Source organism: Pseudomonas sp. DCB_AW (genome assembly GCF_026240895.1).
In the GTDB taxonomy this organism is placed as follows: Bacteria; Pseudomonadota; Gammaproteobacteria; order Pseudomonadales; family Pseudomonadaceae; genus Aquipseudomonas; species Aquipseudomonas kermanshahensis.
The window spans coordinates 1-11,429 of record NZ_JAPFCE010000106.1; the positions used below are offsets into that span (position 1 = coordinate 1).

General features: G+C 64.9%; 8 protein-coding genes. 4 read left to right on the top strand and 4 right to left on the bottom strand.

Annotated elements, in window-relative coordinates:
* Positions 1-108: 108 nt before the first annotated feature.
* Together OO306_RS26855 and OO306_RS26860 are read right to left on the bottom strand one after the other, a co-directional pair.
* Positions 109-405, bottom strand: a complete 297-nt coding sequence (locus tag OO306_RS26855) for a BolA family transcriptional regulator (protein WP_085272798.1) — start codon at positions 403-405, stop codon at positions 109-111.
* Between the two features lie 10 nt (positions 406-415).
* Positions 416-940, bottom strand: a complete 525-nt coding sequence (locus OO306_RS26860) for a DUF2059 domain-containing protein (protein WP_027595937.1) — start codon at positions 938-940, stop codon at positions 416-418.
* Positions 941-1,094: 154 nt separating this feature from the next.
* Here OO306_RS26860 and OO306_RS26865 point away from each other — a divergent pair, with 154 nt between their 5' ends.
* Positions 1,095-2,489 (top strand): class II fumarate hydratase, encoded by a 1,395-nt coding sequence (locus tag OO306_RS26865; RefSeq protein WP_027595936.1) that lies wholly within the window; start codon positions 1,095-1,097, stop codon positions 2,487-2,489.
* A 154-nt stretch (positions 2,490-2,643) separates the two neighbouring features.
* Here OO306_RS26865 and OO306_RS26870 read toward each other — a convergent pair whose 3' ends face one another.
* Both OO306_RS26870 and pap read right to left on the bottom strand, forming a co-directional pair.
* Entirely contained in the window at positions 2,644-3,609 is a 966-nt protein-coding gene (locus tag OO306_RS26870) for a DMT family transporter (RefSeq protein ID WP_238215169.1), read from the bottom strand.
* Positions 3,610-3,877: 268 nt separating this feature from the next.
* The gene (pap, locus tag OO306_RS26875; protein WP_027595934.1) at positions 3,878-5,371 is read right to left on the bottom strand and encodes a polyphosphate:AMP phosphotransferase; all 1,494 of its coding nucleotides are present in this window, start codon (positions 5,369-5,371) and stop codon (positions 3,878-3,880) included.
* Positions 5,372-5,491: 120 nt separating this feature from the next.
* On the opposite strand from pap, the gene mnmC reads away from it, so the two are divergent.
* From mnmC to ngg, 3 genes are all read left to right on the top strand, one after another.
* Complete coding sequence (gene mnmC, locus OO306_RS26880; RefSeq protein WP_265970301.1) at positions 5,492-7,459, top strand: bifunctional tRNA (5-methylaminomethyl-2-thiouridine)(34)-methyltransferase MnmD/FAD-dependent 5-carboxymethylaminomethyl-2-thiouridine(34) oxidoreductase MnmC; 1,968 nt, start codon at positions 5,492-5,494, stop codon at positions 7,457-7,459.
* Between the two features lie 367 nt (positions 7,460-7,826).
* Entirely contained in the window at positions 7,827-9,614 is a 1,788-nt protein-coding gene (locus OO306_RS26885) for an N-acetylglutaminylglutamine amidotransferase (RefSeq protein ID WP_265970302.1), read from the top strand.
* Between the two features lie 3 nt (positions 9,615-9,617).
* Positions 9,618-11,363, top strand: a complete 1,746-nt coding sequence (ngg, locus tag OO306_RS26890) for an N-acetylglutaminylglutamine synthetase (protein WP_265970303.1) — start codon at positions 9,618-9,620, stop codon at positions 11,361-11,363.
* Positions 11,364-11,429: the final 66 nt, after the last annotated feature.

Sequence of the window (11,429 nt, forward strand, 5' to 3'; positions counted from 1 at the left end):
CTCCTACAGCGGGAACGCATAACCCCTGTAGGAGCGGCCTTGTGTCGCGAAAGGGCCGCAAAGCGGCCCCCCGGATGTTGCAGATTCTACCAGAACGGCAAAAAGGATTCAGTGCCCGCCGCCCGCACACACCGGCGAGGCCGGTGCGACCCCGACCTTGGCCCACTCTTCAGCGGTGTAGGTGTGGATCGCGAGGGCGTGGATCTGGCCCATCAGCTCGCCCATGGTGGCGTAGACCTTCTGGTGACGCTTGACGCTGTTCAGCCCGGCAAACTGCTCGCTGACGATCACTGCCTTGTAGTGGGTCTCCTGACCACGACTGTGCATGTGACTTTCATTGAGCACTTCCAGGTGTTGCGGCGCCAGCGCGGCCAATTGTTGCTCGATGCGGTGCTGCATGCTCATCACGCGTTACTCACTTCTTGGCGGGGGCGGCAGCCTTGCCAGCGTTCGGGTCGAGCTCTTTGGTCATGTCTTCGAGCAGCTTGTTGACCACCGGTACCGCAGGCTCCAGGCTCTGCTGGGTCAGCTGGGCCGACTGCTGGGTAACCTTAGGCATTTCGCGCAGGACTTTCTTGCCCAGCGGCGACTCGTAGAACTTGACCAGGTCCTTGAGCTCGGCCTCGGTGAAGGTGGCGGTGTACAGGTCGACCATTTTCGGCTTCAGCTTGTTCCAGCCGATGGCGCTGTCCAGGGCGGCGTTGGCCTTGGCCTGGTAGCTTTGCAGCACTGGCTGCTTGGACGCAGGCGCCTTGGTTTGGGCGAAGCGCTGGGCGAACATTTGTTGGACCTGCATATAGACCGGGGTGCCCAGCTTGTCGGCGTTGGCCAGGGTCAGGAACTTCTCGGCGGCAGCGTTGTGACTGGCGGTGGCAGCGAGTACCTGGCCGCTGGCACAGGCCAGGGCGACGGCGGCACAAAGGACACGGAGACGGGTCATTGCATTTCCTTCAAGAGAGGGAGGCGGGTACCTCAGAGTAGAGCATTCTGCGCTGTGGTGGCGATGTGCTCAAGTGGGCACGACGAGCGATGGAACCGCTCTGTCGAATCAGGGCCTAAACTGCGATTTCGAACCACAAAGGAGTGAGCGCAGAATGAGCCGTATCGAGACAGACAGCCTGGGCCCGGTCGAAGTTCCTGAGGGCGCCTACTGGGGTGCGCAGACCCAGCGGTCGCTGATCAACTTCGCCATAGGCAAGGAACGCATGCCGCTCGCGGTGCTGCACGCCCTGGCGCTGATCAAGAAAGCCGCGGCACGGGTCAACAACCGCAACGGCGACCTGCCGGCCGATATCGCCCGGCTGATCGAGCAGGCCGCCGACGAAGTGCTCGACGGCCAGCATGACGATCAGTTCCCGCTGGTGGTCTGGCAAACCGGCAGCGGCACCCAGAGCAACATGAACGTCAACGAAGTCATCGCCGGGCGCGCCAACGAACTGGCCGGCAAGGGCCGTGGCGGCAAGACGCCCGTGCACCCCAACGACCACGTCAATCGCTCGCAGAGTTCCAACGACTGTTTCCCCACCGCCATGCACATTGCCGCGGCCCAGGCGGTGCATGAAAAACTGCTGCCGGCGATCGCCGAGTTGTCCTCGGGGCTGGCCGAACTGTCGGCGCGCCACCTCAAACTGGTCAAGACCGGCCGTACGCACATGATGGACGCCACGCCGATCACCTTCGGCCAGGAGGTCTCGGCCTTCGTCGCCCAGCTCGATTACGCCCAGCGCGCCATTCGCGCCACCCTGCCCCCAGTCTGCGAGCTGGCCCAGGGCGGCACGGCCGTCGGTACCGGCCTGAACGCGCCACACGGCTTTGCCGAAGCCATCGCGGCCGAGCTGGCGGCCCTTTCCGGCTTGCCATTCGTCACCGCGCCCAACAAGTTCGCCGCCCTTGCCGGCCATGAACCGCTGACCAGCCTGGCGGGGGCGCTGAAGACCCTGGCCGTGGCCTTGATGAAAATCGCCAACGACCTGCGCCTGCTTGGCTCCGGCCCCCGCACGGGGCTGGCGGAAGTGCGCCTGCCGGCCAACGAGCCGGGCAGCTCGATCATGCCCGGCAAGGTCAACCCGACCCAGTGCGAGGCACTGTCCATGCTGGCCTGCCAGGTGCTGGGCAACGACGCGGCGATCGGTTTTGCCGCCAGCCAAGGCCACTTGCAGTTGAACGTGTTCAAACCGGTGATCATCCACAACCTGCTGCAGTCGGTCGAACTGCTGGCTGATGGCTGCCGCAACTTCCAGCAGCACTGCGTGGCCGGGATCGAGCCGGATGCCGAGCAGATGGCGGCGCACTTGGAGCAGGGGTTGATGCTGGTGACGGCATTGAACCCGCATATTGGCTATGACAAGGCGGCGGAGATTGCCAAGAAGGCGTATGCCGAAGGCACGACCTTGCGCGAGGCGGCGTTGGCGTTGAAGTACCTGACCAATGAACAGTTCGATCAGTGGGTCAGGCCGGAGAACATGCTGGCGCCGGGCGGTAAAGGCTGACCCGATCCCCCCTCCCCTGTAGGAGCAGCCTTGTGCTGCGAAGAGGCCGGTGCAAACACAGTGATTTTCGCTATTTTCACTGGCCTCTTCGCAGCACAAGGCTGCTCCTACACCAGCACAAGGCTGCTCCTACAAGGACGGTGGTTAGCGCATGCTATTGATGGACCTGCGCCAACCGTGCCTTTCTGGCACGCCAACCGGCAACCAACGAAGGCCCCAGCGCCACCAGCGCCGACCCCAGCACCACCGTCACCGCCCCCAGATACCCCAGTGCATTGATGTCCTCGGCATGCACATAGTCGGGCCACACCCAGGCCGCCAGCGCCACCGCCACAAAGGTCACCAACGGCGTCAACGCCAGCGTCGCGCTCACCCTTGAGGCCTCCCAGTGCGCCAGTGCCTCGGCAAAGGCGCCATACGCCACCAGGGTATTCAGGCAGCAGGCCAACAGCAGCCAGCCTTGCAGCGGCGTCAGTTGCAACGCTTCCAGTGGATGCACCCAAGGCGTGAGCAGCGCGGCGCAGCTTAGGTAGATCACCATCATCACCTGCTGCGAATGCCATGCCGTCAGCAACTGCTTCTGGCTCAAGGCGTAGAACACCCAGATGCTGGTCGCCAGCAAAATGGTCAGCACGCCAGTGGTGTAGGTGCCGAGTGAGGTCAGCAGCTCTTCCAGGCGCTGGTTGAAGAACAGCCCGAAACCGCCGATCAACACCACCAGGCCCAGCCCCTGCCCCAGGCTGAAGCGCTCCTTGAACACGAACACGCTGGCCACCAGCAACAGCACCGGGCCTACCTGCACCACCAGTTGCGCGGTACCAGGGCTAAGCAGCTTGAGGCCGATCAGGTAGAGCACGTAGTTGCCCATCAGGCCAAGCACGGCCACAGCCACCAACCCCTTGCCCTTGGGCCCGAGCTTGCCGAACGAGGGCAACTGGCGCTTGGCCCCCAACCAGGCGAACAACAGCCCGCCAGACACCAACAGGCGGTACCAGGTGACGGTGACCGGGTCCATCACCTGCAGCACCTGCTTGAGCTTGATCGGCAGGATGCCCCACAGCAGCGCGGTCAGAAGTGCCAAAAGCAGGCCATAGACCCAGCGTCCGGAAGTGGTGTGCATAAAGCCCTCGATCAAGCCCGTGGTGGGGGTGCTTGGATTCTACGGGCTTGGCGGCTGGCGCGGGGCTAAGTGCCGGGAAAAGAATTCATCAGGTCATTCCACCGCGGCATGGCTGGACGGGCAGTCCGAAAGGGCCGCTGCGCGCCCCATCGCCGGCAAGCCGACTCCCACAGATACACCGCCTCCTAAGATCCACGCCCCACCTGTGGGAGCCGGCTTGCCGGCGATGGGCTGCACAGCAGCCCCAATGACCAACGGGCACAGGTGGCTATTTCTTGTCCTTGGCAAACGCTGCTTCCAGCGCCTCGTTGATGGTGCGCAGCACCTTCACCCGGGCCCAGCGCTTGTCATTGGCCTCAACCAGTGTCCAGGGCGCGATCTCGCTGCTGGTGCGGTCGACCATGTCGCCCACGGCCTCGGTATACAGGTCCCACTTTTCGCGGTTGCGCCAGTCGTCCTCGGTGATTTTGTAGCGTTTGAAGGGGATCTGCTCACGCTCTTCGAACCGCTCCAGCTGGGTCTGCTGGTCGATCGCCAACCAGAACTTGACCACCACCACACCGGCATTCACCAACTGCTCTTCAAAATCGTTGATCTCGCTGTAGGCACGCATCCAGTCGGCCGGGCTGCAGAAGCCCTCGACCCGCTCCACCAGCACCCGCCCATACCAGGAGCGGTCGAAGATAGTGAACTTGCCCCGCGCCGGAATATGCCGCCAGAAACGCCACAGATACGGTTGCGCGCGTTCGTCTTCGCTGGGCGCGGCAATCGGCACGATGCGGTACTGGCGTGGGTCCAGCGCCGCCGCCACGCGGCGGATCGCGCCGCCCTTGCCGGCCGCGTCGTTGCCTTCGAACACCGCCACCAGGGCATGCCGGCGCATGTGCTTGTGGCGCAGCAGGCCAGCCAGGCGTGCCTGCTCGGTGACCAGTTGTTCCTGGTAATCCTGCTTGTCCAGGCGCAGGGTCATGTCCAGGGCACCGATCAAGCTGCGCTGGTCAATGCTGCGACCCAACGGCGCCACGTTGCCCTGGTGCTTGCCCTTGGGGTTGTTGGCGAGGGCGGCTTGCAGGCCGTCCAGCAGAATGCGCCCCACCGCCAGGCTGCGGTAGTAAGGGTCGACCCCCTCGACCACGTGCCAGGGCGCGTAGTCACGGCTGGTGCGGCGCAGCACCCGCTCGCCAAAGCGCACGAAACGGTCGTAGGTTTCGGACTGCTGCCAGTCCAGCGGGCTGATGCGCCAACTGTGCAGCGGGTCATCCTTGAGCGCCTTGAGGCGGGCTTTCATCTGCTTCTTGGACAGGTGGAACCAGAACTTGATGATCAGCGCGCCTTCGTCGCACAGCATCTGCTCCAGGCGTTCGGCACCGGTGATGGCCTGGTCGAGCACGGCGTCCTTGAACACCCCATGCACACGGCCCTGCAGCATCTGGCTGTACCAGTTGCCAAAAAACACGCCCATCCGCCCTTTCGGCGGCAAGGCCCGCCAATAGCGCCAGGCCGGTGGCCGGGCGAGTTCTTCGTCGGTCTGCTGGTCGAAGGTGAGCACATCGATCATGCGCGGGTCCATCCACTCATTGAGCAGCTTGACCGTCTCGCCCTTGCCGGCGCCTTCGATGCCATTGATCAGCACGATCACCGGGAAGCGCGCCTGCTGCTTGAGCTCGTACTGGGCTTCGAGCAGCGCCTCGCGCAGGGCGGGCACTTCGGCGTCGTAGGTCTCCTTGTCGATGCTGTGACCGATTTCAGCGGATTCGAACATGCAGTGGCTCCTTCATTGGATAACCAAGACTAGCGGATTTGTGCTGGGGCTGTGTTCGTGCAACCAGCGTAAAAACCGCAGATGGCATAAAATCCCGCATCCGCTGCAACCGAGCCCACCATGTCCACCCTCCTCCAACATGCCCAGATCGACTGGGACGACCAGGGCCGCCCCCATTCGCGGCAGTACGACGACGTGTACTTCGCCGTCAACGAAGGCATCGAAGAAACCAAACACGTCTTCCTCGGCCAGACCCGCCTGGCCGAGCGTTTCGCCGACCTAACGCCGCACACCTGCCTGGTGATCGGCGAAACCGGTTTCGGCACCGGCATGAATTTTTTCTGCGCCTGGCAGTTATTCGACCAGCACGCCCACGCCGACGCCCGCCTGCATTTCGTCAGTGTCGAAAAGTACCCGCTCGGCCACGACGACATGGCCCGGGCGGTGCGCCTGTGGCCAGAGCTGGCGGCCTATACCGAGCCACTGCTTGAGCAGTACGTGGCTGTGCACCCAGGGTTTCAGCAGTTCACCTTCGCCAACGGCCGGGTGACCCTGACCCTGCTGATTGGCGATGTGCTCGAGCAGTTGCCGCAGCTTGATGCGCGCATCGACGTGTGGTTCCTCGACGGCTTCGCCCCGGCCAAGAACCCCGACATGTGGACCCCAGAGCTGTTCGCGCAACTGGCGCAGCTGTCACACCCAGGCACCGTGCTGGGCACGTTCACCACCACCGGCTGGGTGCGGCGCAGCCTGGTCGAGGCTGGCTTCGCCATGAAGAAGGTGCCGGGCATTGGCAAAAAGTGGGAGGTGATGAGCGGTGCCTACACCGGGCCGACCGCCCTGCGTAAACAGGTGCCCTGGTATGGCCGCCCGCGCAGTGCTGCGGGGCCACGCGAGGCGCTGGTGATCGGTGCCGGGCTGGCGGGCAGTGCCAGTGCCGCGAGCCTGGCCAGGCGTGGCTGGCAGGTCACGGTACTGGAGCGCCATGCGGCGCCTGCTCAGGAAGCCTCCGGCAACCCACAAGGGGTGCTGTACCTCAAGCTGTCTGCCCATGGTACGGCCCTTTCACAGATGATCCTGGCCGGCTTCGGCTACACCCGGCGCCAGCTAGCGCACTTGCAGCGCGGCCGCGACTGGGATGCTTGCGGGGTGCTGCAGTTGGCGTTCGACAGCAAGGAGGCCGAACGCCAGGGCAAACTGGCCGAGGCGTTCGACCACGACCTGCTGCACGCACTTGACCGTGACCAGGCCGAAGCCATCGCCGGGGTGGCATTGCCTGCAGGTGGCCTGTTCTATCCGGAAGGCGGCTGGGTACACCCGCCGGCCTTGTGCCAGGCGCAGTTGCAACACCCCAGGATCCAGCTTCGGGTGCACCATGAGGTGATCGAACTGCGCAAGGTCGATCACCTGTGGCAGGCCTGGGACGGCGAACGCTTGCTGGCCTGCGCGCCGCTGGTGGTGTTGGCCGGTGCTGCAGATGTGCGGCATTTCGCACCCTGCGCACAGCTGCCGCTCAAGCGCATCCGCGGGCAGATCACCCGCCTGCCGGCCACCGACAGCAGCCGCGCCCTGCGTACGGTGGTGTGTGCGGACGGCTATGTGGCGCCGCCGCGCGAGGGCGAACACACCCTGGGCGCCAGCTTCGACTTCCACAGTGACGACCTGGCGCCGACCGTTGCCGAGCACAAGGGCAACCTGGCGCTGCTGGACGATATTTCTGTGGACCTGGCCCAGCGCCTGGACACCGCTGCACTCGACCCTGAGCAGTTGCAGGGCCGGGCGGCGTTTCGCTGCACCAGCCCGGATTACCTGCCAATCGTCGGGCCCATGGCCGACCCGCAGGCGTTTGCCGAAGCCTTCGCCGTGCTGGGCAAGGACGCGCGGCAGGTGCCGGAGGTGGAGTGCCCTTGGCTCGATGGGCTGTATGTGAACAGCGGGCATGGGTCGCGGGGGTTGATCACGGCCCCGCTGTCGGGCGAATTGATTGCGGCCTGGGTGTGCGGGGAGCCGCTGCCGGTGCCACGGGCAGTGGCTGAGGCGTGCCATCCGAACCGGTTTGCCTTGCGCAGGTTGGTTCGGGGTAAGTGATAGGGCTGGGGTGCATGGCTGGGGATAGGTTGCGCCGGTGAGATCGAGCGCCGCTTGCGCGACGCTTCGCAGCACAAGGCTGCTGCTACCTCTTTTTCGGGCCAGTCACGCCTGTGAAGGCGGCGCGCGACCGCCTTGTTTGTCCGGCTCGATATCGCGCCATACACCTGTAGGAGCAGCCTTGTGCTGCGAAGCGCCGCGCGTGCGGCGCTCGATCTCACCGGCGCAACAAATGCCAAACCAAACACCCAGCACCCTCCCCCATATAACAGATCGTTCTAAAACTCCTGCAAACCTCACCGGTCAGTTCCTTACGGCGCCCTGATTCTGGGCACCGCCTCCCCAACGGAAAAACCGGTAAGGACTTATGTGCGGATTAGCAGGAGAGTTACGTTTCACCCCCCTCGACCAAGCCCCTCGCCCGGCCGACCTGGCCGCGGTGGAGCGCATCACCCACCATCTGGCGCCTCGCGGCCCGGACGCTTGGGGCTTCCATAGCCAGGGCCCGATCGCCCTCGGCCACCGCCGGCTGAAAATCATGGACTTGTCCGACGGTTCGGCTCAGCCAATGGTCGACAACACCCTCGGCCTGTCGCTGGCCTTCAACGGCGCCATCTACAACTTCCCCGAACTGCGCCAGGAGCTGCAAGACCTGGGCTACACGTTCTGGTCCGATGGCGACACCGAAGTGCTGCTCAAGGGCTACCACGCCTGGGGCGCGGCCTTGCTGCCCAAGCTCAATGGCATGTTCGCCCTGGCCATCTGGGAGCGCGACAACCAGCGCCTGTTCCTGGCCCGCGACCGCCTTGGCGTCAAACCGCTGTACCTGTCGCGCAACGGCGAGCGCCTGCGCTTTGCCTCGACCCTGCCTGCCCTGCTCAAGGGCGGCGACATCGACCCGATGATCGACCCGGTAGCGCTCAACCACTACCTGAACTTCCACGCCGTGGTACCCGCGCCGCGCACGCTGCTGGCCAATGTGCAAAAGCTTGAGCCGGGCACCTGGATGCGCGTCGACCGCCACGGCGAAATCGAACGCCAAACCTGGTGGCAGCTGCAGTACGGCGCCCACCCCGACGAGCGTGAACTGGACCTCGAAGGCTGGACCACCCGCGTGCTCGACGCCACCCGTGATGCCGTGGCGATCCGCCAGCGTGCTGCGGTGGACGTTGGCGTGCTGTTGTCTGGCGGGGTCGATTCCAGCATGCTGGTCGGCCTGCTGCGTGAAGCCGGTGTGGACGACTTGTCGACCTTCTCCATCGGCTTCGAAGATGCCGGCGGCGAACGCGGCAACGAGTTCGAGTACTCCGACCTGATCGCCCGCCACTACGGCACCCGCCACCACCAGTTGCGCATCGCCGAACATGAAATCATCGACCAGCTGCCGGCCGCCTTCCGCGCCATGAGCGAACCGATGGTCAGCCATGACTGCATTGCCTTCTATCTGCTGTCCCGGGAAGTGGCCAAGCACTGCAAAGGCGTGCAAAGCGGCCAAGGCGCCGACGAACTGTTCGCTGGCTACCACTGGTACCCACAGGTGGATGGCGCCGAGGATGCCTTTGGCGCCTACCGCGACGCGTTCTTCGACCGCAGCCACGCCGAGTACCGTGACACCGTGCAAGCCCCTTGGCTGCTGGAAAGCGATGCCGCCGGTGACTTTGTCCGCGAACACTTCGCCCGCCCTGGCGCCAGCGACCCGGTCGACAAGGCCTTGCGCCTGGACAGCACGGTGATGCTGGTCGACGACCCGGTCAAGCGGGTCGACAACATGACCATGGCCTGGGGCCTGGAAGCGCGTACGCCGTTCCTCGATTACCGCCTGGTGGAACTGTCGGCACGCATCCCAGCACGCTTCAAGCTGCCCGATGGCGGCAAACAGGTGCTCAAGCAGGCCGCCCGACGGGTCATCCCGCATGAGGTCATCGACCGCAAGAAGGGCTACTTCCCGGTCCCAGGCCTGAAGCACCTGGAAGGCGCGACGCTGGGTTGGGTGCGCGAACTGCTGACCGACCCCAGCCAAGACCGAGGGCTGTTCAACCCGGCCATGCTCGACCGCTTGCTGAGCAACCCGCACGGCCAGTTGACGCCGCTGCGAGGCTCCAAGCTGTGGCAGCTGGCGGCGCTCAACCTGTGGCTGAGCGAACAAGGAATCTGACCGATGAAAGCCCACGAAATCGCCTACGGCCAGCGCCTGCTGCGCGGCCAGGCACCGTCCTACGAGCGTTTGCAGGCGCGCCTGGCCGGCGATGGCAGCGAGCCCCACGACCAGCCACGTGCCGTGCACTGCGGTTGGGGCCGGCTGCTGATTGGCCATACCTACCCAGACCCCGTCTCACTCGCCGAGCAACTGCTGGACGAGCGCCCTGGCGAGCGCGACATTGCCCTGTACGTGGCCGCGCCGCAGCAGGTACTGGCGCAGGCGCCGCAGCAGTTGTTTCTCGACCCCTCCGACACCCTGCGCCTGTGGTTTACCGACTACCGCCCGGCGCAGCGGGTGTTTCGCGGTTTTCGCGTGCGGCGGGCGCAAAACCTGGGGGACTGGCAGGCGATCAATACCCTTTACCAAGCGCGCGGCATGTTGCCGGTCGACCCTGACCGGCTCACGCCACGTCACCTCGGCGGCCCGGTTTACTGGCTGGCCGAGGATGAAGACAGCGGCGCGGTGATCGGTAGCGTCATGGGCCTTAACCATGCCAAGGCGTTTGATGACCCCGAGCACGGCAGCAGCCTGTGGTGCCTGGCCGTAGACCCGCACTGCACCCGCCCTGGCGTGGGTGAAGTGCTGGTGCGCCACCTGATCGAGCACTTCATGAGCCGCGGCCTGGCCTACCTGGACCTGTCGGTGCTGCATGACAACCGCCAGGCCAAGCGCCTGTACGAGAAACTCGGGTTTCGCAACCTGCCGACCTTCGCCGTCAAGCGCAAGAACGGCATCAACGAACGCCTGTTCCTCGGCCCCGGCCCTGAAGCAGGGCTTAACCCTTATGCACGGATCATTGTCGACGAGGCGCTGCGCCGTGGTATCGAAGTGCAGGTCGAAGACGCCGCAGGCGGGCTGTTCACCTTGAGCCTGGGCGGGCGCCGCATTCGCTGCCGTGAGTCGCTAAGCGACCTGACCAGCGCCGTGACCATGACCCTGTGCCAAGACAAGTGCCTGACCCAGCGAGCACTGAGCAATGCGGGGCTGCGTGTACCAGCGCAGCAACTGGCGGGCAACGCCGACGACAACCTGGCGTTTCTCGACGAGCATGGCGCAGTGGTGGTCAAGCCGGTGGATGGCGAGCAAGGCCAAGGGGTGGCAGTGAACCTCACCACCCTCGAAGAGCTCACCCACGCAGTGGCCCACGCCAAGCAGTTCGACAGCCGTGTGCTGCTGGAGAGCTTCCATGCCGGCCTTGACCTGCGCATCGTGGTGATCGGCTTTGAAGTGGTGGCAGCTGCCATACGCCACCCGGCCCAGGTAGTGGGTGATGGCAAGCACGACATCCGCGCGCTGATTGAAGCCCAGAGCCGCAGGCGCCAGGCCGCGACCGGCGGTGAAAGCCGCATCCCGCTTGACGATGAAACCGAGCGCACCCTGCGCGCGGCGGGGCTGGGGTATGACGACGTGCTACCTGCCGGCCAACGCCTGGCGGTGCGGCGTACTGCCAACCTGCACACCGGTGGCACCCTTGAGGACGTGACCGAGCGCCTGCACCCCGTGCTGGCCGATGCGGCAGTGCGCGCGGCACGGGCGCTGGAAATTCCGGTGGTGGGGTTGGACTTCATGGTGCGTGATGCCGAACAGGCGGAGTACGTGATCATCGAGGCTAACGAACGCGCCGGCCTGGCCAATCATGAACCGCAGCCGACGGCTGAGCGGTTCATCGACTTGTTGTTCCCGCATAGCCGGGGATTGGCGTAAATCAATGATGGCCCTTTCGCGGGGCAAGCCCGCTCCCACAGGTTTCAGGTTTACGTGTGGGAGCGG

Excerpts from the sequence above, each read along its gene's own strand:
- OO306_RS26885 (WP_265970302.1), top strand. The coding sequence starts at position 7,827 with ATGTGCGGATTAGCAGGAGAGTTACGTTTCACCCCCCTCGACCAAGCC.
- mnmC (WP_265970301.1), top strand. The coding sequence starts at position 5,492 with ATGTCCACCCTCCTCCAACATGCCCAGATCGACTGGGACGACCAGGGC.
- ngg (WP_265970303.1), top strand. The coding sequence starts at position 9,618 with ATGAAAGCCCACGAAATCGCCTACGGCCAGCGCCTGCTGCGCGGCCAG.
- OO306_RS26860 (WP_027595937.1), bottom strand. The coding sequence starts at position 940 with ATGACCCGTCTCCGTGTCCTTTGTGCCGCCGTCGCCCTGGCCTGTGCC.
- OO306_RS26865 (WP_027595936.1), top strand. The coding sequence starts at position 1,095 with ATGAGCCGTATCGAGACAGACAGCCTGGGCCCGGTCGAAGTTCCTGAG.
- pap (WP_027595934.1), bottom strand. The coding sequence starts at position 5,371 with ATGTTCGAATCCGCTGAAATCGGTCACAGCATCGACAAGGAGACCTAC.
- OO306_RS26870 (WP_238215169.1), bottom strand. The coding sequence starts at position 3,609 with ATGCACACCACTTCCGGACGCTGGGTCTATGGCCTGCTTTTGGCACTT.
- OO306_RS26855 (WP_085272798.1), bottom strand. The coding sequence starts at position 405 with ATGAGCATGCAGCACCGCATCGAGCAACAATTGGCCGCGCTGGCGCCG.